This window comes from Rhodococcus sp. IEGM 1241, assembly GCF_033142365.1.
GTDB classification, from domain to species: Bacteria; Actinomycetota; Actinomycetes; order Mycobacteriales; family Mycobacteriaceae; genus Rhodococcus_F; species Rhodococcus_F erythropolis.
Genome location: NZ_JAWLSE010000002.1, coordinates 39,570 through 64,561 on the forward strand (window position 1 = coordinate 39,570; position 24,992 = coordinate 64,561).

Below are 24,992 nucleotides of genomic sequence, written 5' to 3' on the forward strand. Positions count from 1 at the left end.
TTTTCAGCCTCCGAGCGCTGCGAGGTATTCGCTGTAGAAGAGTGCCAATCCGATAGCCGACGCAATAGCCGCCAGCAACCAGAATCTGATGATGACCGTGGTTTCAGCCCACCCGGCGAGTTCGAAGTGGTGATGGAACGGCGCCATTCGGAAGACCCGCCGTCGGCTGGACCGGAACACCGCTACCTGGATCACCACCGACGCGGCCTCCGCGACGAACAGTGCACCGATGACCACCATCAACAGTTCCGTGCTTGTGGTGATCGACAATCCGGCGAGCATGCCGCCGAGGGCAAGAGAACCGGTGTCGCCCATGAAGATCTTGGCGGGTGCGGCATTCCACCAGAGGAAACCGATGCACGCGCCGGCGCCTGCCGCGCAGAGCACCGCGAGATCGAGCGGGTCTCGGACGTCGTAGCAACCCTTACCGGGATTCGTCTCGCACGAGTAGCGGAACTGCCAGAACGTGATGATGACGTAGGCGCCGAGAACGAAACTCATCGCTCCGGCGGCCAGTCCATCGAGGCCGTCCGTCAGGTTGACGGCATTGGACCAGGCGCTGACCAGTAGGTAGCAAAAGGCGATGAAGACCACGGAACCGAGTGAGACGGTGGCGATGTCGCGGACGTACGACAGATGAACACTGCCCGGAGTCAGCCCGTCGTCACCGCGGAACTGCAGGGCCAAGATTCCGAAGGCAATGGCAGCGACGAACTGGCCGACCAGCTTCGCGGTCTTGTTCAGTCCCAGATTGCGCTGCTTGCGGATCTTGATGAAGTCGTCGAGGAAACCGACTCCACCGAGCGCGGTGGTCAGACCGAGAACGAGTAGGCCGGACGCCGATGGCCCCTCCGCGTTGTCCATGCCGAGACCGATGAGGTGTGAGCCGAGATAGCCGGCCCAGATTCCGGTCAGGATCGCGACGCCGCCCATCGTGGGAGTGCCGCGCTTGGCCTGGTGACTGGCTGGACCTTCGGTTCGGATCTCCTGCCCGAAACCTTGTTTCGAGAACGCCTTGATCAGGATCGGCGTGAGCATGATGGAGACCGCCAGCGCGATGCCTGCGGCGAGAAGAATCTGGATCACTGCGAATCCCCGCCGTTCTCGCCATCGGTGTTCGCGTCACCGGTGTTGTCGCTGGGCGTTGCGGCCAGAATCGCTTCGGCGACCGTCCACAGTTCCACCGACTTGGACGCCTTCACCAGGACGAGATCGCCCGGTTCGAGTTCCGCTTCGAGAATGGCGATTGCCGCAGCTGCGTCTGGCACGACGACGGACTCGTCACCCCACGACCCCTCCATCACCGCACCTTGATGCATCGCACGCGAGGTGCGGCCCGTTCCGACGACGATCAACTTGCTGACATCGAGTCTGACGGCCAGGCGACCGATCGCGTCATGCTCGACGACCGATTCCGGCCCGAGTTCACCCATCTCACCGAGCACAGCCCAGCTACGGCGCCCGAAGTGCCGATCCGATCGCGCCATGGACACCAACGCTTTGAGCGCAGCGCGCATGGAATCGGGATTGGCGTTGTAACTGTCGTTGACGACGGTGACGCCGTCGGCGCGCTCGGTGACTTCCATCCGCCTCGCGGACGCTGCCTTCGTGCCCTCGAGGACACGCGCGATGTCTGCAACCGCGAGGCCGTTCTCGAGTGCGACGGCCGCCGCGGCTAGGGCGTTGCTCACGTGGTGTTCGCCGTGAACGGCCAGGCGAATACGCGCAGAACCCTGTGAACAGTTCAGCGTGAAGGAAGCCCGGGCCTGGTCGTCGACAACCACGTCGGTCGCCCGAACGTCGCAGTCTTCGGACTGGCCGACGAATACGATCCGGGCATTGGTCCGACTCGCCATTGCGGCGACCATGCGGTCGTCGGCGTTGAGGACCGCAACTCCACCATCGGCTGCCGACGGGAGTGCTTCCACCAGTTCACCTTTGGCGACCGCGATCGCTTCACGCGAACCGAATTCACCGAGATGGGCGGTGCCGACATTGAGAACGACGCCGATCTTCGGCGGCGCGATCTTGGTCAGTTCGCCGACGTGACCTACCCCACGGGCCGACATCTCGAGGACCAGGAAGCGGGTCTTCTCGTCGGCGCGGAGCACAGTCCACGGCAAACCCAGTTCGTTGTTGAACGAGCCTGGTGGGGCGACCACCTCACCGCGTTCGCGAAGCAGCGCCGCAATCAGGTCCTTGGTCGAGGTCTTGCCTGCCGAACCGGTGACACCGACCAGCGTCAGCCCGCCCCCCGAAGCCGACCCCTCTGCTGCCAGTTCGTCGACCACGGCCCTGGCCAGGAGGCCGAGGGCATGCAAGACGGCAGCCCCGGATCCGTCTGTGTCATGTTCGAGCAACATCACAGCGCTCGGACCGTCGTTCGGTACCGACGGGACAACTATCGCCGGAACCCCGACCGGCCGCGCTGCGAGCACCGCCACCGCACCGGCGGCCACCGCCGCTTCCGCATGGTCGTGACCGTCGACGCGTGCGCCGGGGAGTGCGAGAAACAGTCCACCTGGACCAGCCTTGCGCGAATCGAATTCGACGGTTCCTGTCACCTGAGTCGACGGATCGTCGACGTCATGCAGGGTTCCTCCGACGATCTCGGCGATCCGAGAGAGCGTCATCGGGATCATTGCTTGCCTCCATGTGCTGTGTTGATCGCGAATCGGCCGATCATTTCGCCCAACACCTCGCGGTCGTCGAATGGGTGTTTGACCCCGTCGATTTCTTGACCCACTTCGTGGCCTTTGCCTGCCACCAGTACTACGTCGCCTGGCTGCGCCCACCGGACTGCTTGCTCGATCGCGAGCGCCCTGTCCCCCACTTCGCGAATCTCGCCGCGTTCGGATTCGGGAACGTCGATGGCGCCTTGCATAACCGAAGCGCGAATTTTCGCGGGATCCTCGGTGCGCGGGTTGTCGTCGGTGACGATCAGCAGGTCTGCGCCCCTCGCACCAGCTTCGCCCATGAGGGTGCGTTTGCCGGCGTCGCGGTCACCGCCCGCACCGACGACCACAGCCACTCGGCCGGGAACCTGATTGCGCAGGGTGGCGATCACGGCTTCGAGTGCCGCCGGTTTGTGGGCGTAATCGACCACTGCCAGGAAGCTCTGCCCGCGGTCGATCCGCTGGACCCGTCCGGGGACATCCACCGTTCCGAGTGCTCGAACAGCAGCGTCCGGATCGAGTCCGGCCGCGAAGCTGACAGTCAGTGCCAAGGCTGCGTTGGCCACGTTGTATCGACCGGGGAGGCGAAGCGAGACGGGCCACGATTGTCCGTCCGGTCCGACCAACTCGAAGGTCTGCGAGCCGTCCTCGGCAACCTGGACGGCGCCGACCTTCCACTCGGCCTCGGCCGTCGAGGTCGAGACCGTGGTCACCGCATCGCTCTCGTCGGTCGCGGCCAGCTCAGCCATCCGTCGACCCCATACGTCGTCGACGCAGACGACGGCATGCTCGGCTCGCACCGTCGACTCGGGATCGAACAGTCGAGCCTTGGCCTGGAAGTACTCCTCGAAGTCCCGATGGAAATCCAGGTGGTCCTGCGAAAGATTGGTGAACGCGCCGATGTCGAAGCGGATGCCGTCGACGCGTCCGAGAGCGAGCGCGTGACTGGACACCTCCATGACGACGGTATCGATCCCCTGCTCTGCCATCACGGCGAACAGAGCATGGAGTTGCGGAGCTTCCGGCGTGGTCAGAGCGCTGGGTACTCGGCGGCCGTCGATCCGAGTCTCGATGGTGCCAACCAGACCGGGCTTGCGGCCGGCTCCGGCAATCGCTGCTTCGAGCAAGTACGACGTCGTCGTCTTGCCGGATGTGCCGGTAATGCCGACGACCTGCATCTTCTCCGAGGGCCGGCCGTAGATCTCCGCTGAGATCTCACCGAGCACATCCCGCGGGTTCGGATGAACGAGAACCGGGACGGACCGGTCGGGCGCCTTGCCGGCGGCCTCGATCAATTCGAGGCCGGCCTCGTCGGTCAAGATCGCGGTCGCACCGCGCCCCAGAGCGTCGACGGCGAACTGAGCGCCGTGCGTCCTGGCACCGGGCAGAGCGGCGAAGAGGTCATCGGCCACGATTCCCTGCGCACGCAGGTCGACACCCTTGACGACGACCTCCGACGACTGTGATCCCGGTTGCCCGACCCATTCGAGGCGAGCTCCGGACAGTTCGGAGAGCGCCGTGATCGCGGTAGCAACCGGTTGTGTCGGACGCGTCCCGGGAGCGCCGTCCGAGTTCGACGATTGCAAACGATTCGGCACTGTCACTCGACTCCTGGCAATTGTCGTTGTTCTATCGCGGTCGTTGTTCTATGGCGGTCGCAGCGCAAGCAAAGTTCGGCGTACTGCGATGAATGAGGTTACTGCGACGTTTGAGATTACCGTGTCCGGGATTCACCCGAAGACCCTGTCGAAACCGACACACCGCAATCAGTCCGCCTGCAACACCAACTTGCGACCGGGGTCCGGCGACATCGGAACGCTGTCACGCTGCAGCATCCACGACGCGATGTTGTGGAACAACGGTGCTGCCGATTGACCGCCGCCGCCGTCCACACCGCGAACCGGTGCGTCGAGCATGATTCCGATCACGAATCGGGGGTTGTCCGCGGGCGCGATCCCCGCGAAGGTGATCCAGTAGTTGGAGTTGGAGTAGCACTTGCACGCGGGATCCACTTGCTGCGCGGTGCCGGTCTTTCCGCTGACCTGGTATCCCTCGACGCCCGCGGCAACACCGGTTCCTCGTTGGTTGCCGGTGTCTTCCTGAGTGACCGATCGGAACATGTCCCGAACCGTCGACGCTGTCTGGGCGCTGACGACCTCGACACCCTCGGGCTGCGGCGTCTCGGTCCGAGTGCCGGAAGAATCGACAGTCGACTTCACGATTCGCGGAGGAATTCGCACACCGTCGTTGGCAATGGCCTGGTACATCCCGGTCATCTGCAAGGTTGTCATCGAAAGACCCTGCCCGATCGGCAAGTTCGCGAAGGTTCCGCCGGACCACTGATCGCGACTCGGGACGCTGCCGGCGCTCTCGCCGGGAAGTCCGACGTCTGTGCGTTGTCCGAGGCCGAACCTGTTCAGCATGTCTGCGTAGCGATCCTCGCCCACTCGCTGAGCGAGCATCAAGGTGCCGACGTTCGAGGACTTTCCGAACACACCGGTAGAGGTATACGGGGCCACACCGTGATCCCACGCATCCTTGACTGTGGCACCGGACATCGTGATGCTGCCCGGGACTTGCAGGACTTCGTCCGGAGTTGTCTTACCGTCCTCGATGGCCGCTGCTGCGGTGACGATCTTGTTCACCGATCCGGGCTCGAACGGCGTACTGACCGACGGATTGCCCATTTCGGCTGTCGGCGCGTTCTTGTCGATGCCGATCGCGGGGTTGAAGGTGCTGTCGTTGGACATGGCCAACACCTGTCCCGTCTTGGAGTCCATGACCACAACCGAAGCGTTCTTGGCGCCCGACTTGTCCTTGGCGATCTGGACCTGCTGCTGAACGTAGAACTGGAGGTCCGAATCGATGGTCAGCTCGACGCCCGAACCGTTGACGGCCGGTTGCTTGTCACGCCAGCTACCAGGGATCACAGCGCCGTCGGAACCGCGGTCGTACGTTTCGGATCCATCGGTTCCGGCGAGCGTGGAGTCCATCGAATCTTCGAGGCCGAGCAAACCGTGCCCGTCCCAGCCGGTCGCGCCGACGAGATTCGCCGCCAGAGAGCCACCGGGGTACTCGCGGATGTCCTGTCGCTCGAGGCCGACCTCCCGGAACTTGTCCGAGATCTCGGCAGCAACCGCCGGATCCACGCTGCGAGCGAGGTACGTGAAAGTCTCGTTGCTGTTCATCTTCTGAAGCAGATCTTTTTCCGGAACGGTATCGCCGAGCTTGGCGTGGATTCCGGCGGCGATCTCGGCGAGGCGATCGCTGACTTCCGGCGCCTGCTTGTCACCCTCGGCGCCCTGCTCGATGCTCTTCGCGCGCGCTTCCTCGAGTTCCTTGCGTACTCGCACCGGCTGGAAAGTCAGCGCCTTGGCTTCCATGGTGAACGCGAGGGGGTTTCCGTTGCGATCGGTTATCGAGCCGCGTACGGCCGGATCGACCTGCGTCGTGGTTCGTTGATTCGCAGATTCCGCAGCCAGGCTCGGCGCATCGATTCCCTGAATCCACAAGAGCTGCAATGCCGCAACGGCGAGCGCACCACACATGGTGATACGACCGACTCGCTGACGAAACGGAAATGAGGCAGTGGCCGAGCGGCGCGGACGCCGACCGGGGTTGTTACGGGAGTTCTGACTCACCGACGTTCCTCAGGCGGAGCAGGCACCGCCGTCGTGGTGGCGGGTGCTGTCGTCGTGGGGATAACAGGAACCAATTGTTCACTCTGCGCGAGGTTTCGCGTGTTATTCGGAACGCTCGGCGTGGCTCCAGGAACAACCGGCGTTGTGGTGCGCGGCGGTGTCGCGGTCGGTGCGGGCACAGATGTGGGCGCATCGAGCGGCGGCATCGCGCCGGCAGTCGCGGGAGTCGGCGTTCCGACGACCTCGACCGAACCATCCGGATGAACTACCAGACGTGCAGGGTCCTTGGCGGGGACCATGCCGAGAGCGCTTGCCTGATTTGCCAACTCCGGAGCCGAGTTACGCGACTGGAAGTCACGTTCGAGCGCTGCTTTCTGCTCGACCAAAGACTGGTTGTATGCACGTGCATCACTGAGTTGGTACGAATCCTCGGCAGCGCGAGTGGTCAGCAGCAGAGTCACCGCGAGACCGATGGACAGAAGTCCGATAACGGAGGCCACGAACGGTACCCGCCCCTTGAGCATCGCCCGAGGAGAGATCGACGGGCCGGCAGCAGCGGCAGTTCCGGTCCGGCCTGCCGCCCGTGCGGTGCGCTTGTCGTATGCGCGTTGCGCTGCACCGGATTTGCCCTGACGACTCATGCCCGCCTCCTGGAAATGCGTTCTGCGGCACGCAAACGCACCGGAGCTGATCGTGGGTTCTCTTCGATTTCCTGCTCAGACGCACGTTCTGCGCCACGGGTGAGAATGCGGAACTCCGGCCCCATACCCGGCAACTCGACCGGTAGACCTTCAGGACTGGTGGACTTCGAGCGGGGAACCAACTCCGCCTTCACAACTCGATCCTCGAGCGACTGGTAGGACATGAACACCACTCGCCCACCGACTGCCAGTGCATCGAGCCCGGCAGGAACGGCCGCGCGAAGCGAATCCAACTCGGCATTGACTTCGATCCGCAGCGCTTGGAAGGTGCGCTTGGCCGGGTGTCCACCCGTACGCCGCGTGGCCGCCGGGATTGTTCGGTACAGCAACTCGACCAGAGCTGCACTGGTGGTGAATGGTTCACGCTCACGCTGCCGAAGGATCTCGGACGCAATCTTTCCGGCGAACCGCTCTTCGCCGTACGTGCTCAGAATGCGAGCAAGGTCGCCGTGACTGTAGGTGTTCAGGACCTCTGCCGCGGTCAGCCCGACCGTCTGATCCATCCGCATGTCGAGAGGGGCGTCGATCGAGTACGCAAAACCTCGGTCGGCTTCGTCCAACTGCATCGACGACACACCCAGATCGAAGAGGATCGCGTGAACCGACTCCGTCGACGGCAGACCTGCCTGTTCGAGCGCGTCTTCGATCCCGTCATACGTGGTGTGCACGAACGTGGTTCGGTCCGCGAATGGCGCCAGACGCTCGGCAGCGATGCGGAGTGCGTTGGTGTCGCGATCGAGACCGATGAGGTGAAGGCCCGGGTACTTGCCGAGGAAGAATTCGGAGTGGCCTCCGAGCCCCAACGTCGCATCGATCATGTATGCGCCTTCGCCACCGTCACCGACGGCGGTGATGGCAGGGCCGAGAAGATCGTCGGCACGATGCAGAAGTACGGGGACGTGCGCGAAGCCATCGGCATCCGAGGGTTCGTTCACCTCGTGATCCACCATGATTGCTCCGGCTCCTACTTTCATGATTTCCGATGACTTTTCGAAAAGGTGCTGACTTTCCGAGAAGGCGATGACTGTTCGAGAAGGCGAATGCTTCGAGGTCCCTGCCCGAAGGAGAACCTGGCGCTGGGGAAGTGCGTCAGGGTCTTTCCGGGCAGAGGCCTCGCGGCATTCGCCGGGGGCTCTTCGCCTAGACGATCTCGCTGAGAGATTCGCCTGTTGCCTGCGAATAGTCCTCTTCGTTGTCTCCGAGATACCTCTCCCAGGCTGCTAGATCCCAGATCTCGAGGTAATCGACGGAGCCGGTCACTACGCATTCCTTGGACAGGTTTGCGTAACGCCGATGATCAGCCGAGAGGGTGATTCGCCCCTGGGCATCGGCGTGCTGTTCATCTGTACCGGCGGCCAGGGCACGTACATACGCCCGAGCTGCCGGATCATTGCGTGGAGCTGCCGCTGCCTTTCGAGCAAGCTTGACGAACTCGTCCCGGGGGTAGATGGCGAGGCTGTGATCTTGACTCTTGGTGATCATCAATCCTCCTGCCAGTTCGTCTCGGAACTTTGCCGGCAACGTGAGCCGACCTTTGTCGTCGAGCTTCGGCGTGAAGGTACCGAGGAACACTCGACACCTCCTGCGAGCTTGCGCTGAAACCCTCCCTATCGAGCGGATCGTGCTTCAGCTCTCCGCCCGAACCCACAGTACCCCACTTTCCCCCACAAACAAGGAGCACATGGTCCCTATTCAGCATCATTTGCTGATAAATAGCAGGTCAGCGCAGGTGGGGATACGTGGGGGAAATTTGCAACCGTGTCCCGGCCCACACCGCAGTCATATCGACCCTTCACGCCACGATTTGTCGCTCCCCCAAGCAAAATCGCAGTACAAGCGCGGTTTTCGAATAGACGTGAGCGGGACGAGGTCTGGTCGTGCGTTGCAGTTCGACCAGGGTGGAGGAAAGTGGAGGGGCGAGTGGAGCGAAGTGGAGGAAGCCCGCGGGCTTGCCTAGGGGCGACCGTGGGTGGCGAGTGATTCGCTCGCGCGTCACTGATTCACTTCGATGGATTGCCGGCACACATGTACAACACCCACACCAACGACGTGTGGCGGTCGGCAACCTTAAGTTGCCGACCGCCACACGTGTGGTCGTCCGTGCCCTACAGAGGGCGTCATGTCCGAACTGCACCACTCTCGAAGTACGCCCGAAGAAGGGCGGGAGAGCTAGTCCTGCTCGAACCTGCGTTTGAATCGATCTTCCATCCGCGAAGAGAATCCGCCGCCGGACTTGCGGCCGCGTCCCCGCCCGGATCCACCGGCACTACCCCTACCCGGCGGACCGGAGGGATGATTGCCACCTTCGGAAGCGGGTTCGGCTGCTGCTGCGGACTTGCGTCCACCACCCCAGAGGAACAAGACCCCTGCGCCGAACATGAACAAGAAACCGAACAGGCTGATGATCGGAAAACCGCCCGGCTTGAGCGGGAGGGCAACCCCCGCGATCAGCAGGACCAGACCCAGCACGAATAGAGCCGCTGCTTGGAACCGCCGTCTACTCGACGGCGCCCGCATACGGCCGCCCCTCACATTGGAGGCGAACTTGGGGTCTTCGGCATAGAGAGCGCTCTCGATCTGATCGAGCATGCGCTGCTCGTGCTCGGAGAGTGGCACGGTACCTCCCCCGGCACTGGAAGTTTGGCAACCACCCCACGGTGTGGGGCGGCGGGTAATCAAGTTGGACGATTACCTGTTTTCATAATACGAGCAGTTTAGGTCTCGGACCACCAACTCCGGGTACGAGTTCCGCCACAAGCGTACGTATTCGTGCCGAAGGGCCCCGATTCGGCTCCATTTGCCTGTGCGGACCAGGAAATTCCCCGGAAACAACTGCCAACACGGACCATTTGTTCACGACGCTCGCAAATGCTCGGACGCGTCCTGACCGATGAAATCTTCGACCGCCGTGAGAAAACGACCGACCTCGGCGAAGAATGCATCGGAATCGGAGTCCGTGATCACGATCGACACACCGGTTTCCACGGCCGCACGCGCAGCGGACCACCCCGCGAAGAACTTCGACCACGCTCCGAACGCGGGCGCTGCGGCGTCCATCAGAACCCACGCGTTTCCGCTTCGCTTGCGCTTCGATCCGGCACCGGCAGGAGCTGCGGCCAACACTGCCCCGGCACCACGTAGTGCTGCCAGATAGGCACACCGGAACCGGTCGGCAGGATCGCCCGCCCCAATCGCTTCCTCGAGAAGCGCATCCGCCTTCCGGAGGAGCCCCCACGCCACACCGGGCTTTCCCACTTGCGCAGTGCGGTGGCTGGCGTCCGTCGCACCGAAGGACCGCCTCGCCGATATCGGCAATCGCGAGATTGCGGCATCCGACGGGCTCGACAACTCGGCCGGAAGAGTTCGTTGGCACTTCACACGATCAGGCTTTACATGCTCGGACATCGGGGCACCTCCTGCACCGTAAGGATCCAAGGCCAGGTGGGCCGGAGATGCCCGCTTCCCTTCGGGCATCTCCGGATCACCCACATCGAACATCTGTTCGACCTATTCAATATAACTGCACCCACCGACACGCCGTCAAGAGAAGAGGTGAGACCGGTCGACCCGCAGATCGCCTGGACACCACATACGGTCGACCTCGATCGTGAAGAATTCGCGAGTCGACTCCACGAGGCACTGGCCGTGTACGTCACTGCGATGGACTATCCGCGAGGAACCGAGTTCCATCGCGCACCGATGTGGCAGGAGCACGCGAACCGGCCTGGCTGGAAAGCCGTCGGCGCATTGGCGGTTCCCCAGCAACCGTCACACGAAAATCTGCCGCTGGTGGGGATCGCTTACGGGTATCGCGGGAGCCCGGACCAGTGGTGGCATCAACAGGTACTGCACGGGCTTCGGCGCTCGGGTCGCCCTCAAAGCGAGATCGACGCGATTCTGAGCGACTACTTCGAACTCACCGAACTCCACGTGCATCCGAACGGTCAAGGTCACCGATTGGGCGAATCGCTCTTGCGCCACCTCCTCGTCGATCGAACCGAACGCAGCGTTCTGTTGTCGACACCTGAGGTCTTCGACGAGGACAACCGAGCCTGGCGGCTGTACCGCCGTCTCGGCTTTTGCGACGTGCTCCGCAGATTTCGTTTTGCCGGCGACAACCGGCCATTTGCGGTCCTCGGCCGTGGACTGCCGCTGTGAGCGCATTTCTCGACGCCGTCGTCGTCGGTTCCGGACACAACGCGCTCGTTTCGGCCGCGTATCTCGCACGTGAGGGTTGGTCGGTCGAGGTTCTCGAGAAGGACACGGTTCTCGGCGGTGCCGTCTCGACAGTCGAGCGATTTCCCGGATACAAGGTGGACCGGGGGTCGTCTGCGCACCTCATGATCCGACACAGTGGCATCATCGAGGAACTCGGACTCGGCGCGCACGGCCTTCGCTACATCGACTGTGACCCGTGGGCGTTCGCTCCGCCCGCCCCTGGCACCGACGGGCCGGGCATCGTGTTTCATCGCGACCTCGATGCAACCTGCCAGTCCATCGAACGAGCTTGCGGGACAAAGGACGCCGACGCGTACCGGCGGTTCGTCGCGGTCTGGTCGGAGCGCAGCCGACACGTGATGAAGGCATTTTCCACACCGCCTACCGGATCGAACCTGATCGGTGCGTTCGGAGGACTGGCCACAGCGCGCGGCAACAGCGAACTGTCGCGGCAGTTCCTCGCGCCGGGCGACGCACTGCTGGACGAGTATTTCGACAGTGAGGCACTCAAGGCAGCGTTGGCGTGGTTCGGCGCCCAGTCCGGGCCTCCGATGTCGGAACCGGGAACCGCTCCGATGGTCGGCTTCGCGGCCCTCATGCACGTCCTGCCGCCCGGGCGAGCAGTCGGAGGGAGCGGCGCACTGAGTGCTGCGTTGGCATCCCGGATGGCTGTCGACGGCGCCACCGTCGCGCTCGGTGACGGCGTGACGTCGATCCGCCGGAACTCGAATCACTGGACCGTCACAACCGAGAGCGGTCGAGAAGTTCACGCTCGCAAGGTAATCGCGGGTTGCCACATCCTCACGACACTCGATCTCCTGGGCAACGGAGGCTTCGACCGAACCACGCTCGATCACTGGCGGCGGAAGATCAGGGTCGGCCCCGGCATCGGCGCTGTATTGCGACTGGCGACATCTGCGCTCCCGTCCTACCGCGGCGACGCCACGACACGGGAAAGTACCTCGGGATTGCAATTACTCGTTTCCGATCGCGCCCACTTGCGCACTGCACACGGCGCAGCACTGGCAGGGGAACTGCCTCCTCGCCCTGCGGTTCTCGGAATGAGTTTCAGCGGAATCGATCCCACGATCGCCCCGGCCGGGCGGCATCAGGTGACACTGTGGTCGCAGTGGCAGCCGTATCGTCTCAGCGGACATCGCGATTGGGCGTCGGTCGCCGAGGCCGAGGCCGACCGGATCGTCGGCGAGATGGAGGCTTTTGCACCCGGATTCACCGATTCCGTCCTCGACCGCTTCATTCAGACTCCCCGCGACATCGAGTCGGAATTGGGGATGATCGGCGGAAATGTCATGCACGTCGAGATGTCACTCGATCAGATGATGTTGTGGCGACCGCTTCCCGAACTGTCCGGCCATCGCGTTCCGGGAGCAGACGGGTTGTATCTGACCGGAGCTTCGACGCATCCCGGTGGTGGTGTGTCCGGAGCCAGTGGTCGCAGTGCCGCTCGAATCGCACTGTCCGACAGCCGCCGGGGTAAAGCGAGTCAGTGGCTGCGTCGTTCGAGCAGGTCGTGAAGGTCACCCGCCGAACTTCACCCGCCGACACGCCCCCGCCTCGATGACTGGCTACGCCACGGCTGGCACGATGACCACTGTGCAACAGTCCACCGATCCCGCCGCCAAGCCGACCAGTCGGAAACGTTTCCTGACGGTTGCCGCGCTCGCCCTCATGCTTGTTCCCTTGCTTGCCGGGTGCATCCGCGTGCAGGTGTCGATGGGAGTGTCCGCGAACGATCGTGTGACCGGACAGGTGGTAGCTGCCGCTATTCCGGCGAACGAGGCGGACAAGGGTCCGCAGCTGACCCCGCCTTCCTCGCTGGAGGACAAGATACGGGTTCAGGAATACAAGAAGGACGGATACGTCGGCAGCCAGGCGTTCTTCAGCGACTTGTCCTTCGGTGACGTCGCCCAACTGGGCTCGATGTATGCCGAGGGATCCGGGTCGTTCCAGATCACCCTCAAGCGATCCGGGGACACCGTCACGCTCGACGGCAAGGCAGACCTGAAGACGGTTCCGACTCAGGGCGCCGACGTCCAGGTCAGCATCGCCTTCCCGGCACGGGTCGGCACGACCAACGGAACACGAGACGGCGATTCCCGGGTGTCGTGGACTTTGCCCGCCGGCGAGGTGTCGACAATGCGCGCCGAGGTCAACTACGCGGACCCCAGCACCCGAAGCTTCGCCGGGTGGGCAGGAATCATGGCCGGACTGGCGCTCGGTGTCGCGATTATCGTCGGTGCAATGGCCTGGATGGCGCGCAATCGAGCACCGATCAAGCGCGCGCCCGCCGCGAAAGCACCGGCCATGAAGACGCCTGTCACGAAATCACCTGGCAGCAAGCAAGCTGACAACAGGAATCCGAAAAACACCACGAAGTAGCGCCTGACGATTGCCCCCTCGATAGGTGTCGAGCGGGGCAACCGGGATCAGACGGCTTGTGCTGTCCCGACAGAGGTGTCGGGGGTGAGACCGAGTCGCTCGAGGACCTCACTGGTGGCGCGCGCGAAGTTCAACGTGATGAAGTGCAGGCACGGAGCGCCTTCGGCGATCAACCGCTCTCCCATCTCGGTGGCCAGATCGATGCCGAGTTCGCGGACCGCTGCACGGTTCTCGTCCGGACCGCTTCCGGCCGCGGCGTCGAATCGGCGTTCGAGGGCGGGAGGCAACGACGAGCCCGAGAGCTCGAGCATGCGCCTCACCGAGCGCAGCGACGTCACCGGCATGATCTCCGGGATGATCGGCTTGGCGCCCTGTTCTGCGTCGTATGCACTCACCCGGTCACGGAGACGCAGGTAGTCCTCCACGTCGAAAAACATCTGCGTGATCGAGTACTCGGCGCCGGCACGCAACTTCGACACCAGGTACTTCGTGTCGTACGCCAAGTCCGGAGCGCGGTAATGCCCCTCGGGGAACGACGCGACGCCGACGTGGAAGTCGCCCAGGTCACGGACCATCCGCACGAGTTCCTCGGCGTACTCGACGCCTTCGGGATGCTTCTTCCACTCGCCGAGAGGATCGCCGGGCGGATCGCCGCGCAACACGAGGATGTTGCTGATCCCACGATCGGCGTACGCACCGACCATGGCGCGAAGTTCTTCGGTGCTGTGCGAGACGGCAGTCAGGTGAGCAACCGGCAGCAGGGTCGTCTCCTCGGCCAGTTCGCCGGTGACGCGCACCGTACGATCGCGCGTCGAGCCACCTGCGCCGTAAGTCATCGAGACGAACGCCGGTCCGAGCCGCTCGAAGGTACGCACCGCACGCCACAGGCGCGCTTCGGCGTCAGCGTCGCGCGGCGGCGAAAACTCGACCGAGAACGGAATACGGCTACCTGTCGAGGAAGCGATCCGATCGACGATCGACGGTGTTCGGGTGGCCCACCCCTCGCTGGAGCGGCCCCTGACTGGATCGAATGTCACCGGTCAAGCATATGTTTTCCAGCTGCAAACAAGCTCATCGCCCAGGACCGCGTATCCCGAATGTCAGGATCACGCAGTTCACGGCCCGAACCCCCGTTGATTCCAACCCCCACTAAGCTGGGCCTCAAGCTCGCTTCCGTGTAACCCTCCGGCGCGAGAACATACCGATCTTGGAGGCCACCCTGTCCGCAGGAACCGCGCGCGTTGGACAGAGTTCGACCAACACCGCACCGCATCCGACCTCACTCGAACTGCCAGGCATGTTCGAAGGAGCGCTCCGCGACTTCTTCGATTCACGCCGCGAACTCGTCTCGAACATCGGCGGTGGATACGAGAAAGCCGTCAGCACCCTCGAAGCCTTCGTCCTGCGCGGAGGAAAGCGCGTCCGGCCCTCGTTCGCTTGGACGGGATGGCTCGGCGCCGGAGGCGACCCGAACGGGAGCGACGCGGAGGCGGTGATTCGTGCATGCGCGGCCCTCGAACTGGTGCAGGCCTGCGCGCTCGTCCACGACGACATCATCGACGCATCAACGACCAGGCGCGGCTTCCCGACCGTTCACGTCGAATTCGAGGACCAGCACCGAGGCGAGGAGTGGAGCGGCGACTCCGCGCACTTCGGCGAGGCCGTCGCCATTCTTCTCGGCGACCTGGCCTTGGCCTGGGCTGACGACATGATCCGAGAATCCGGGATCAGCCCCGACGCGGCCGCACGAGTGAGCCCGGTCTGGTCGGCAATGCGCACCGAGGTGCTCGGTGGCCAATTCCTCGACATCAGCAACGAAGCCCGCGGAGACGAGACCGTCGAGGCAGCCATGCGGGTCAACCGTTACAAAACCGCCGCGTACACGATCGAACGCCCACTGCACCTCGGCGCCGCATTGTTCGGTGCAGACGCCGAGTTGATCGATGCCTACCGGACGTTCGGCACCGACATCGGGATTGCCTTCCAACTTCGCGACGACCTGCTCGGTGTCTTCGGAGATCCGTCCGTCACGGGCAAACCGTCGGGCGACGATCTCATCGCCGGTAAGCGGACTGTCCTGTTCGCGATGGCGCTTGCCCGCGCCGACGCCGCAGATCCGGCGGCAGCAGAACTGCTCCGCAACGGAATCGGCACCCAGTTGACCGACAACGAAGTCGACACTCTGCGTCAGGTGATCACCGATCTTGGCGCCGTCACCGACGTCGAAACGCAGATCGACACCCTCGTCGAGGCAGCTGCGAACGCCCTCGACTCGAGCACGGCAACGGCAGAGTCCAAGGCTCGCCTGACCGATATGGCGATCGCGGCCACGAAGCGAAGCTACTGACCGTGGCAGACGTGCACCGCACTCGAACCGTCAGCTCGCCGACCGATCGAGTCGTGATCGTCGGCGCGGGACTTGCCGGACTGTCTGCGGGGTTGTATCTGCGTGGCGCCGGCCGCGACGTCACGATCCTCGAGAGCAACGGCTCGGTCGGCGGGCGAGTCGGTGTCTACCAGGGCAGTGACTACAGCATCGACAACGGCGCAACGGTGCTCACGATGCCCGAACTCGTCGAAGACGCTCTTGCGGCCGTCGGCGCCGACCCCGACTCGACAAACCCCAAATTCGTTGTGCACAAGCTCGATCCGACGTACCACGCGCGATTCGCAGACGGCACCTCTCTCGATGTTCACGCCGACCCCGAAGACATGGCTGCCGAAGTCTCTCGTGTCTGCGGGCCGGAAGAAGCGCAGCGATACCGTGCGTTGCGGCGATGGCTGAACCGCATCTTCGACGCGGAATTCGACCGCTTCATGGACGCCGACTTCGATTCTCCCCTCGGACTGGTCAATTCGCGTGAAGCAGTCAAGGATCTGAGCCGACTCGTCGCACTGGGAGGATTCGGGAAACTGGGCGGGCAGGTGGATCGCAAGATCCGCGACCCTCGCCTCCGGCGGATCTTCACTTTCCAAGCGCTGTATGCGGGAGTTGCTCCGTCTCGAGCCCTCGCGGTGTACGGGGCGATCGCTCACATGGACACCTCACTGGGCGTCTACTTTCCCGAGGGCGGGATGCGCACGATCGCCGAGTCGATGGCCGACGCTTTCACCGAGGCCGGCGGAATTCTGCATCTCGGCCGCACGGTCGAACGACTCGAGGTGAGCGACCGTCGCGTGCGTGCCGTACACACACGCGACGGTGAGAGCTACGACTGTGATGTCGCAGTCCTCACCCCCGACATGGCCGTCACGGACTCCCTCTTGCGCCCGCATACGCGATTGCGCCCGCGACCGGTGCGTACATCGCCGTCCGCGGTCGTGATTCACGGCACTGTTTCTTCAGCCGTCGCCGACGGATGGCCCGCGCAGCGACACCACATGATCGACTTCGGCGAGGCGTGGAAGCGCACCTTCGCCGAGATCACGGCACGCCGCGGCCGCGGGCAATTGATGAGTGATCCGTCACTGCTCGTCACCCGACCGGCGCAGACCGACCCGAGCCTGGCCTTCTCGCGAGACGGCCGGATCCGTGAACCGCTGTCAGTCCTCGCGCCGTGCCCGAATCTGGACAGTGCGCCGCTCGACTGGGCAGTTCTCGGCCCGGCCTACGTGCGTGAAATCATCCTCACGCTGCAAGAACGTGGCTATACGGGACTGGTCGAGGGGTTCGATATCGATCACGTCGACACCCCGCAGACCTGGCTCGAGAAGGGCATGGCCGCGGGTAGCCCGTTCGCGGCGGCACACACCTTCACCCAGACGGGGCCGTTCCGACGCAAGAACCTCGCCCGCGGCTTCGACAACGTCGTTCTCGCCGGATCGGGAACCGTTCCGGGGGTGGGAGTACCGACCGTTCTGCTGTCCGGCCGGCTCGCCGCCGAACGTATTACCGGTACACGCGAGCGAGCCAGCGCGGTGGGCACTCGTGCGAGCAACTAAACTAGCCCCTCGTAACCGACCATTCATCCACGATTCACCGACTCGGGCGCTGCATGCGCCGATCGACACCGATCTCCTCGGGGGAGGAACCTGCACCGATGACGTCCTCTGCCGCAGCCACTGAAAGACCGTGGCACCTAAGGGCCGCCAATTTCCTTCGGACTCCCGAAGGTCACAGTGCACTGCTCGGTTTCTTCGGCGCAGTCATGATCACGTTCGGCGGATTCGGTGCCGGTAGCGTCCGGCGCCAAGATCCGCTGCTCGAGTCGATGCATCTGTCCTGGCTCCGTTTCGGACACGGATCGATTCTGTCGGCGGCCATCGTCTGGATCGGTGTCCTGTGCATGATCGCTGCCTGGGTTCGACTGGGCCGCTCGACTCTGCGCGGTGACGTCTCGTTGCGCGGCCTGCGCTACGTCGTCCCGGTCTGGACGTTTCCGCTGCTGTTCGCGGTGCCCATGTTCAGCCGTGACGCCTACTCCTACCTGGCACAGGGCGCCTTGTTACGCAACGGCTTCGACCCGTATGCCGTCGGCCCCGTCGTCAATCCGGGAATCCTGCTCGACAACGTCTCCAACGTGTGGACGACGACAACTACCCCGTACGGCCCGGTTCACCTTCTCCTTGCCGACGCCATCGTTCGGCTGACCGGCGAGAACGTCATCGCCGGCACGATGCTGTTGCGGATCACGATGCTGCCCGGACTCGCCCTGATGATGTGGGCCGTTCCCCATCTCGCGACGAAGCTCGGCGGAAACACCTCGATCGCCCTGTGGCTCGCAGTACTCAATCCCCTCGTCCTGATCCACCTGATCGGCGGCGTTCACAACGAGATGCTCATGGTCGGCCTCATGGCCGCGGGCATTGCGCTCGCTCTCGAACGCAAGCACCTGTTCGGAATTGGGCTGATCGCACTCGCCGTCGCGATCAAGGCAACCGCGGGCGTCGCACTTCCCTTCATCGTCTGGATCTGGATGATCCACGAACGGGAGGACGCGGCCGCGGCCGGGCGAGAACCGGCGTCACCGATCCGATCGTTCGTCAAAACGGCCGGTGCAGGTTTCGCGGTATTCGTGGCGGTACTCGGATCCACCTCACTGATCGCCGGAGTCGGCCTCGGCTGGACGACCGCACTCTCGGGTTCGGCAAAGATCATCAACTGGCTCTCGCTGCCGACGATCGTGGCGCACATCGGAACCATGGCCACCTCCTGGTTCGCCGGTGACCATTTCAACGACATCCTCGAAGTCTCCCGGACCATCTCGGCGGTTGTTTTGATCGCGATCATCGCCGTCGTGTGGTGGCGCTACCGCAAGACCGAGCGCGACGCCGTCATGGGCATCGTGATCGTGATGGTCGCCATCGTCGTTCTGTCCCCCGCAGCACTCCCCTGGTACTACTCCTGGCCGCTGGCAGTAGCGGCCGGTTTCGCAATGTCGCCGACGACTCTCGCCGTACTGACCGGGCTGTCCACCTGGCTGATGCTGGTGTTCCAGCCTGACGGATCGATCGGCCTCTACACCTTCCCGCATGTGGCTCTGGCCATCGTCGCTGCCGTGATCGCGGCTATGTCCTTGCAGACGGAAGATCCACTCAGACTTCGTGGACGCAAACACGAGAAACCGATCGAAATGACGTCAGCCGCCTCGGCGCCCTCGACGTCAGAATCTGCGTGATCCGCGTGTCATGAACGCATTGTCTGCGTCCTATGAATTCTGCGAGGACGTGACGAGGGAACACGGCCGAACGTACTTTCTGGCCACTCGGTTGCTGCCCGAGCCTCGACGCCGCGCAGTTCACGCTCTCTACGCATTTGCTCGCGTCGTCGACGACGTCGTGGACGAACCCTCGGGTCCGCATGAACGAGGCACGGTGCTTGCCGACGTCGAACGTGCAGCCGTCACCGCACTCGACAACCCCACTGCGACAGGTGGCTTCCCGTCGACGGTTCCCCTCGACCTCACACGCGTACTCCCTGCCTTCGCCGATGCTGTGAAGACGTTCGACATTCCGCGTGCATACTTCGACGCCTTCTTCGAGTCCATGCGGATGGACGCCCCCGACACGGCGAAGTTTCGACCCGTCTACAACACGATGGACGAACTCAGCGAGTACATGTACGGCTCCGCCGTCGTCATCGGTTTGCAGATGCTCCCGATTCTCGGAGTGAGCGTTCCGCAGCAGGAAGCTGTAGTGCCCGCGTCGAATCTCGGTGAGGCGTTTCAGCTGACCAACTTCATCCGCGACGTGGGTGAAGACCTCGACCGGGGACGTCTGTATCTCCCGGCGGGCGAGTTCGCTGCATTCGGGGTCGACATCGAGATGCTCGAGCACGGGCGCAGAACCGGAACGGTGGACGTTCGGGTCAAGCGCGCGCTGGCACACTTCATTGCCGTGACGCGGGGGCGGTATCGGTCTGCCGAATCCGGCATCCCGATGCTCGATCGGCGGGTCCAGCCGTCGATCCGCACGGCTTTCGTGTTGTACGGAGCAATTCTCGACCAGGTCGAGCGCGCCGACTTCCGGATACTGCATCGACGAGTGTCCGTTCCCGGACGCACGCGACTTCGAGTCGCTGCGCCGGGTCTGGTCCGGTCGGCAACCTACGCGGCGAAAAACCGCATGAGGTGAGTTGTCAGAAGGCCGGCATCTCAGAAAGCCATGGCCTGTGCGCGGCGGATGACCTCACGCGCGAGATCACCATGCAGTGCGTCCACCGGGCGCCCCGGCAGGGAATCGTCGGCCAGGAACAACCAGCGGAGGATTTCGATATCGGTGTAGCCGCCGTCGTGCAGCACCGCCAGCAGACCGGGCAACCACTTGACGATCTGGCCGTCCTCGCCGAAGAACACTTCGGGGACACCGAGAACGCCATGCCGCTTGACTGCGATGATCTTGTGATCGCGAAGCAACTGGTGAACCTTGCTCACCGGCAACCCGACGTTCTTCGCCACATCCACCAGCTGGAACAGGGAAACCGAAGAATCCAGGACATCATCACAATAAGGAATCGCGCTCACCGCGAGAAGTTTATCCGGTCCGGCGAGCCCGCTGTGTACCGCCCGCTGCAGTGCTCGAAACCGCCGCTCCGCTTGGGTCACAGCGCTCTGTGACGTTCTCGAGACTTCCGCGTCGGTATCGCTGGCTACGATGGACGGGATGCGGCGTATCAGTAACCGAGATTTCGCGAACCGGGATTTCGTGAACCGGGATTTCGTGAACCGGGATTTCGTGAACCGGGATTTCGTGGTGACCGCGAATCGGCGCCCGTACGGCGGGGGCCACTACTTACATGCTGACAGCTACCGCCCAGAGCACAACCACACAGAGCACAACCACACAGAGCACAACCACACAGATCGCAAGCACGGAGGAATAGTCATTACGGAGGTCGAGGGTTGATCGGCGAAATGCTCGAGCGCCGCTATCGAGTGGACGCACCGATCGCGCGCGGCGGTATGTCGACCGTGTATCGAGGCCTCGATACACGGTTGGATCGACCTGTCGCGATCAAGGTGATGGACCCGCAATTTGCCGGCGATCCAGCGTTCCTGACTCGTTTCGAGTTCGAGGCCCGGGCCGTGGCCAGACTCAAGCATCCGTCCCTTGTGGCCGTCTACGACCAGGGCAGCGATCGCAATCACGTGTTCCTCGTGATGGAACTCGTCGACGGTGGAACTTTGCGCGAACTCCTTCGTGAGCGCGGACCGATGCCGCCTCACGCCGTCGCTGCAGTCGTGGCACCTGTCCTGGACGCGTTGGCGGTGGCGCATCGAGCGGGACTGGTTCACCGTGACGTCAAACCCGAGAACATCTTGATCTCGGACACCGGCGAAGTGAAGATCGCCGACTTCGGATTGGTGCGTGCAGCCGCGGCAGCAACCACCACCTCCAACAGCGTGATCCTCGGCACCGCAGCCTATCTGTCGCCGGAACAGGTGACGTCAGGAATTGCCGACACTCGAAGCGACGTCTATTCGACCGGCGTGTTGATGTTCGAACTTCTCACCGGTACAACACCGTTCACCGGTGATACGTCACTCTCCATCGCCTACCAACGCATCCACGACGATGTCCCGCGCCCCGGTTCACGCATCCCCGGTGTACCGGCGCAGTTCGATCGCCTGGTTGCCGAAGCCACTCACCGCGAGCCGGCACATCGTTTCGCCGACGCTGGTGAGATGGCAGCTGCACTTCGCAGTGTGAGCGAACAACTGGAACTTCCGTCATACCGCGTTCCGGCTCCGCGTCGAAGCGCCCAGCACCAGAGCGCGCAGGTTGCCCCGGCTCGGCCACAACCGGCGCCTGCGCCCCCGACGGATGTACACCCGAACTCTGCTGCGCGCCCGAACCCTGGTGCCACGACGGTATTGGCGTCCGGCGTGGCCCCGGCTGCGGCAGCCACCACGGCGCTCGGCACGGGCTCTCCTCCCCCCGGTGGCATTCAGCACACTCGCGCGGTCACCGCACAAACTGCTCGTCCGGCGACGGTCGACGGCGACTCGGATTTCGACGACGGTTCCGATTTCGGCGACGACCAACTGGGACCTGACGATCCGCACGCTCATTTTGTCGAAGCACGACGCAAGTCTCGACGAGCCACCCTGATCTGGCTGCTCGTCATCGCGGTCCTCGCGCTTGCGTTGGGCTTCGGCGGATGGTGGATGGGCTCGGGCCGCTATACAGCTGTTCCCTCGATCGACGGGCTGACCAAGGACACTGCGGTCACCGCTCTGCAGGACGCCGGGCTCTCCCCCGAGGTCCAGGGTCAGTACTCCGACGCCCAACCCATCGACACGGTGATCGGGACAGACCCGGCCTCCGGCTCCAGGGTTACCAAAGGCTCGACCGTCGCGCTGCTGACTTCGCTCGGGCGTCCGACTGTTCCGCCCATTCCGGCCGGCGGCGACGTCTCGGCCCTGGGCGCACAACTCGCCGACCGCACTCTCGTCGCGGTCGACGGCGGGGACACATTCAGCTCCAAGATCCCGATCGGCGGCGTGGCGGCGCTCGACCCGGCGCCGGGAACCGAGGTTGCCGTGGGCTCCTCGGTCAAGGTCATCACGTCCAAAGGGTCACCGCCCGTTGACATTCCCGATGTGAAGGGCATGTCCGAGAACGCTGCGCGCGCCGCCCTCGACAAGGTAGGTATCTCCGTCAGCACCACCAGAACAACGTTCGACGACGCCGTCGAGGGCGGTAGCGTGATCGGCACAGATCCCGCAGTCGGGTCCTCCGTCAACGCCGGCACCTCCGTTGTTCTCCTCATCTCCGACTCCGTCAAGGTTCCCTCGCTGATCGGCCGCTCCGTCTCCTCAGCACGCGAAGAACTCGGCCGCCTCGGCCTCGAGATCACCGTGCGTCAGCTCACCCAGAACGACAGCTCGGTCATCATCAGCCAGAGCGTCAAGAACGACCTCGTTGCCAAGGGCACCGACATCAGCGTCGTCGCAATTCCCTGACAGTCCGCTTCGGCCTAGTCTGAATTCATGGCCACGTGGGAACCCGAGAGCATAGGGATACTCGACTTGCCGTCGGGGAGATCGATTCGGGGTCGAGGACTCCGCAATCCACTTCCTTCCGGGCCTCTCCCCACCTTCGGTGTCTACCTGACCGGTAAAGAACCTCCCGCCACCGAGTGGGATTCGGTGTGGGTCCGCTGGCGAGATTTCTGGTTGCCGAGCGATCCCGACGCGCTGCGCAGCGCCTTGCACGAAGTGTGGGTGCGTTCGGAAACCGAAAGAGTCGAGATCGCGTGCGGTGGCGGATTCGGCCGCACCGGAACAGCTTTGGCCGCTCTTGCCATTATGGACGGAGTGCCGAGTAAGGACGCCACCGCGTACGTTCGCGCACGCTACTCACCTCGCGCCGTCGAAATGCCCTGGCAGCGCCGATTCGTCACACGATTCACGACATAGCGAACGCCCCCACCTGCGCGAGCGGGTGAGGGCGTTTGCCGAAAATCAGTGCCCGTGCGAATCAGCTTCGGCGAAGCAGGGTTTCAGCCTCGCAGCATCTCGGCCACGAGGAACGCGAGCTCCAACGACTGTTGGGTGTTCAATCGGGGGTCGCACGCCGTCTCGTAGCGACCACCGAGATCGAGATCGGAGATGTCCTGCGCGCCGCCGAGGCACTCGGTGACGTTCTCACCGGTCAGCTCGACATGGATTCCACCCGGATGCGTGCCGAGGCCGTTGTGGACCTCGAAGAAGCCCTGAACCTCGTCGACGATGCGATCGAAGTGGCGCGTCTTGTACCCGGTGGAGGCTTCGTGGGTGTTGCCGTGCATCGGATCGCACTGCCAGATGACCTGGTGGCCGGTGGCCTGGACCTTCTCGATGATCGCCGGCAGCAGGTCGCGGACCTTGCCGTTGCCCATGCGCGAGATCAGAGTCAGCCGACCCGGCTTGTTGGTGGGGTCGAGACGCTCGACATATTCCACCGCCATTTCCGGCGTGGTGCTCGGACCGATCTTGAGGCCGATCGGGTTGGAGACCAACTCGGCGAAGGCGATGTGCGCGCCGTCGAGCTGACGGGTGCGGTCACCGATCCAGAGGAAGTGGGCCGACAGGTCGTAGAGCTTGGGGTGGTCGCTGTCGTTGTCGAGACGCAGCATCGCGCGCTCGTAGTCCAAAACCAGGGCCTCGTGGCTGGCAAAGATCTGTGCCTGGTGCAGGCTCGGATCGGTGACGCCACACGCGTTCATGAACTGCAGGCCGCGGTCGATCTCGGCTGCCAGTTGCTCGTAGCGTGCGCCCGCCGGCGAAGCTGCGACGAACTCGCGGTTCCAGTCGTGCACCTTGTGCAAATCGGCCATACCGGCGCCGGTGAGCGCGCGAACCAGGTTCATCGCGGCGCTGGCGTTGGCGTATGCGCGCACCAGACGCGAAGGATCGTGCGCACGGACTGCCTCGTCGGCGACGAGCGAATTGATCATGTCGCCGCGGTACGACTTGAGCCCCAGCGAGTCGATGTCGGCAGAACGCGGCTTGGCGTACTGGCCGGCGATGCGAGCAACCTTGACGACCGGCATCGAGGAACCGTAGGTGAGCACGACGGCCATCTGCAGCAACGTGCGAATGTTTCCCTTGATGTGCGGCTCGGTGTTGTCCGCAAATGTCTCGGCGCAGTCACCGCCCTGGAGCAGGAATGCTTCACCACGCGCGACCTGCGCGAGACGCTCTTGCAGCGCCTCGACCTCGCTGGCCACCGTGATGGGAGGCACGCTCTCGAGCACAGTCCGCATGGCGCCCGCCTGGTCAGCGGGCCACGAGGGCTGCTGAGCAGCGGGCTTCGCGAGTGCCTCGTCGAGCTGCTTACGCAGTCCGGCAGGCAGCGGCGGGAGTTCGGGCAAGCGGTCGATCGGCACGTCGACAGTCCAGTTCACCTCTACAGGATATTCGCTCGCCCGTCGG

At 63.8% G+C, this 24,992-nt stretch carries 21 protein-coding genes; 9 read left to right on the plus strand and 12 right to left on the minus strand.

Annotation, left to right across the window (positions count from 1 at the left end):
• Positions 1 to 3 precede the first annotated feature (3 nt).
• The 9 genes from mraY to R4P70_RS09835 form a co-directional block, all read right to left on the minus strand.
• Entirely contained in the window at positions 4 to 1,086 is a 1,083-nt protein-coding gene (gene mraY, locus R4P70_RS09795; protein WP_003941699.1) for a phospho-N-acetylmuramoyl-pentapeptide-transferase, read from the minus strand.
• Positions 1,083 to 2,642 carry a UDP-N-acetylmuramoyl-tripeptide--D-alanyl-D-alanine ligase gene (locus tag R4P70_RS09800; RefSeq protein WP_317830753.1) on the minus strand — a complete coding sequence of 520 codons (1,560 nt, stop codon included), beginning with the start codon at positions 2,640 to 2,642 and terminating at the stop codon, positions 1,083 to 1,085. The genes mraY and R4P70_RS09800 overlap by 4 nt, the downstream gene beginning before the upstream one ends.
• Positions 2,639 to 4,273, minus strand: a complete 1,635-nt coding sequence (locus R4P70_RS09805; RefSeq protein ID WP_021344563.1) for a UDP-N-acetylmuramoyl-L-alanyl-D-glutamate--2,6-diaminopimelate ligase — start codon at positions 4,271 to 4,273, stop codon at positions 2,639 to 2,641. Before R4P70_RS09805 ends, R4P70_RS09800 begins: the two co-directional genes overlap by 4 nt.
• A gap of 168 nt (positions 4,274 to 4,441) precedes the next feature.
• Complete coding sequence (locus tag R4P70_RS09810) at positions 4,442 to 6,316, minus strand: peptidoglycan D,D-transpeptidase FtsI family protein (RefSeq protein WP_020908076.1); 1,875 nt, start codon at positions 6,314 to 6,316, stop codon at positions 4,442 to 4,444.
• Positions 6,313 to 6,957 carry a hypothetical protein gene (locus R4P70_RS09815; RefSeq protein WP_019748878.1) on the minus strand — a complete coding sequence of 215 codons (645 nt, stop codon included), beginning with the start codon at positions 6,955 to 6,957 and terminating at the stop codon, positions 6,313 to 6,315. The genes R4P70_RS09810 and R4P70_RS09815 overlap by 4 nt, the downstream gene beginning before the upstream one ends.
• Positions 6,954 to 7,967 carry a 16S rRNA (cytosine(1402)-N(4))-methyltransferase RsmH gene (gene rsmH / locus R4P70_RS09820; RefSeq protein ID WP_029538264.1) on the minus strand — a complete coding sequence of 338 codons (1,014 nt, stop codon included), beginning with the start codon at positions 7,965 to 7,967 and terminating at the stop codon, positions 6,954 to 6,956. The genes R4P70_RS09815 and rsmH overlap by 4 nt, the downstream gene beginning before the upstream one ends.
• Before the next feature lie 190 nt (positions 7,968 to 8,157).
• Positions 8,158 to 8,589 (minus strand): division/cell wall cluster transcriptional repressor MraZ, encoded by a 432-nt coding sequence (gene mraZ, locus R4P70_RS09825; protein WP_003941779.1) that lies wholly within the window; start codon positions 8,587 to 8,589, stop codon positions 8,158 to 8,160.
• 597 nt (positions 8,590 to 9,186) lie between these two features.
• Positions 9,187 to 9,633 (minus strand): DUF3040 domain-containing protein, encoded by a 447-nt coding sequence (locus R4P70_RS09830; RefSeq protein WP_019748880.1) that lies wholly within the window; start codon positions 9,631 to 9,633, stop codon positions 9,187 to 9,189.
• A gap of 237 nt (positions 9,634 to 9,870) precedes the next feature.
• On the minus strand, positions 9,871 to 10,422 hold the full coding sequence (locus R4P70_RS09835) for an SAV_6107 family HEPN domain-containing protein (protein ID WP_241841102.1): 552 nt from the start codon (positions 10,420 to 10,422) through the stop codon (positions 9,871 to 9,873).
• A 147-nt stretch (positions 10,423 to 10,569) separates the two neighbouring features.
• Between R4P70_RS09835 and R4P70_RS09840 the strand changes: the two genes are divergently transcribed.
• The 3 genes from R4P70_RS09840 to R4P70_RS09850 all read left to right on the plus strand — a co-directional run bounded on the left by R4P70_RS09840 (position 10,570) and on the right by R4P70_RS09850 (position 13,635).
• A complete protein-coding gene (locus R4P70_RS09840) occupies positions 10,570 to 11,175 on the plus strand; it encodes a GNAT family N-acetyltransferase (RefSeq protein ID WP_019748882.1) in 606 nt (201 codons plus the stop codon).
• On the plus strand, positions 11,172 to 12,770 hold the full coding sequence (locus R4P70_RS09845) for a phytoene desaturase family protein (protein ID WP_021334095.1): 1,599 nt from the start codon (positions 11,172 to 11,174) through the stop codon (positions 12,768 to 12,770). The genes R4P70_RS09840 and R4P70_RS09845 overlap by 4 nt, the downstream gene beginning before the upstream one ends.
• A 70-nt stretch (positions 12,771 to 12,840) precedes the next feature.
• Complete coding sequence (locus tag R4P70_RS09850) at positions 12,841 to 13,635, plus strand: LppM family (lipo)protein (protein ID WP_225989382.1); 795 nt, start codon at positions 12,841 to 12,843, stop codon at positions 13,633 to 13,635.
• Between the two features lie 47 nt (positions 13,636 to 13,682).
• Here R4P70_RS09850 and R4P70_RS09855 read toward each other — a convergent pair whose 3' ends face one another.
• The gene (locus R4P70_RS09855) at positions 13,683 to 14,672 is read right to left on the minus strand and encodes a methylenetetrahydrofolate reductase (protein ID WP_003941803.1); all 990 of its coding nucleotides are present in this window, start codon (positions 14,670 to 14,672) and stop codon (positions 13,683 to 13,685) included.
• A 170-nt stretch (positions 14,673 to 14,842) separates the two neighbouring features.
• On the opposite strand from R4P70_RS09855, the gene R4P70_RS09860 reads away from it, so the two are divergent.
• From R4P70_RS09860 to R4P70_RS09875, 4 genes are all read left to right on the plus strand, one after another.
• The gene (locus tag R4P70_RS09860) at positions 14,843 to 15,982 is read left to right on the plus strand and encodes a polyprenyl synthetase family protein (RefSeq protein ID WP_021344573.1); all 1,140 of its coding nucleotides are present in this window, start codon (positions 14,843 to 14,845) and stop codon (positions 15,980 to 15,982) included.
• Positions 15,983 to 15,984: 2 nt separating this feature from the next.
• Positions 15,985 to 17,577: a phytoene desaturase family protein gene (gene crtI, locus R4P70_RS09865; RefSeq protein ID WP_172932073.1), complete on the plus strand. Its 1,593-nt coding sequence runs from the start codon at positions 15,985 to 15,987 to the stop codon at positions 17,575 to 17,577.
• 98 nt (positions 17,578 to 17,675) lie between these two features.
• Positions 17,676 to 19,253: an alpha-(1->6)-mannopyranosyltransferase A gene (locus R4P70_RS09870; protein ID WP_020969867.1), complete on the plus strand. Its 1,578-nt coding sequence runs from the start codon at positions 17,676 to 17,678 to the stop codon at positions 19,251 to 19,253.
• 10 nt (positions 19,254 to 19,263) lie between these two features.
• A complete protein-coding gene (locus R4P70_RS09875; RefSeq protein ID WP_020908087.1) occupies positions 19,264 to 20,208 on the plus strand; it encodes a phytoene/squalene synthase family protein in 945 nt (314 codons plus the stop codon).
• Positions 20,209 to 20,228: 20 nt separating this feature from the next.
• Here the strand turns inward: R4P70_RS09875 and R4P70_RS09880 are convergent, their stop codons facing one another.
• Positions 20,229 to 20,597, minus strand: a complete 369-nt coding sequence (locus tag R4P70_RS09880) for an Rv2175c family DNA-binding protein (RefSeq protein WP_020969869.1) — start codon at positions 20,595 to 20,597, stop codon at positions 20,229 to 20,231.
• 378 nt (positions 20,598 to 20,975) lie between these two features.
• Here R4P70_RS09880 and pknB point away from each other — a divergent pair, with 378 nt between their 5' ends.
• Entirely contained in the window at positions 20,976 to 23,039 is a 2,064-nt protein-coding gene (gene pknB, locus R4P70_RS09885; protein WP_024487850.1) for a Stk1 family PASTA domain-containing Ser/Thr kinase, read from the plus strand.
• Positions 23,040 to 23,066: 27 nt separating this feature from the next.
• Complete coding sequence (locus tag R4P70_RS09890; RefSeq protein WP_021334100.1) at positions 23,067 to 23,495, plus strand: protein-tyrosine phosphatase family protein; 429 nt, start codon at positions 23,067 to 23,069, stop codon at positions 23,493 to 23,495.
• Positions 23,496 to 23,578: 83 nt separating this feature from the next.
• Here the strand turns inward: R4P70_RS09890 and R4P70_RS09895 are convergent, their stop codons facing one another.
• Positions 23,579 to 24,964 carry a class II 3-deoxy-7-phosphoheptulonate synthase gene (locus R4P70_RS09895; RefSeq protein WP_317830754.1) on the minus strand — a complete coding sequence of 462 codons (1,386 nt, stop codon included), beginning with the start codon at positions 24,962 to 24,964 and terminating at the stop codon, positions 23,579 to 23,581.
• Between the last annotated feature and the right edge of the window lie 28 nt (positions 24,965 to 24,992).

Bases quoted from the DNA above. Each gene is read 5' to 3' on its own strand.
- R4P70_RS09800 (WP_317830753.1), bottom strand. From the start codon at position 2,642: ATGATCCCGATGACGCTCTCTCGGATCGCCGAGATCGTCGGAGGAACC.
- R4P70_RS09815 (WP_019748878.1), bottom strand. From the start codon at position 6,957: ATGAGTCGTCAGGGCAAATCCGGTGCAGCGCAACGCGCATACGACAAG.
- rsmH (WP_029538264.1), bottom strand. From the start codon at position 7,967: ATGGTGGATCACGAGGTGAACGAACCCTCGGATGCCGATGGCTTCGCG.
- R4P70_RS09835 (WP_241841102.1), bottom strand. From the start codon at position 10,422: ATGTCCGAGCATGTAAAGCCTGATCGTGTGAAGTGCCAACGAACTCTT.
- R4P70_RS09850 (WP_225989382.1), top strand. From the start codon at position 12,841: ATGACCACTGTGCAACAGTCCACCGATCCCGCCGCCAAGCCGACCAGT.
- R4P70_RS09870 (WP_020969867.1), top strand. From the start codon at position 17,676: ATGACGTCCTCTGCCGCAGCCACTGAAAGACCGTGGCACCTAAGGGCC.
- R4P70_RS09875 (WP_020908087.1), top strand. From the start codon at position 19,264: ATGAACGCATTGTCTGCGTCCTATGAATTCTGCGAGGACGTGACGAGG.
- R4P70_RS09890 (WP_021334100.1), top strand. From the start codon at position 23,067: ATGGCCACGTGGGAACCCGAGAGCATAGGGATACTCGACTTGCCGTCG.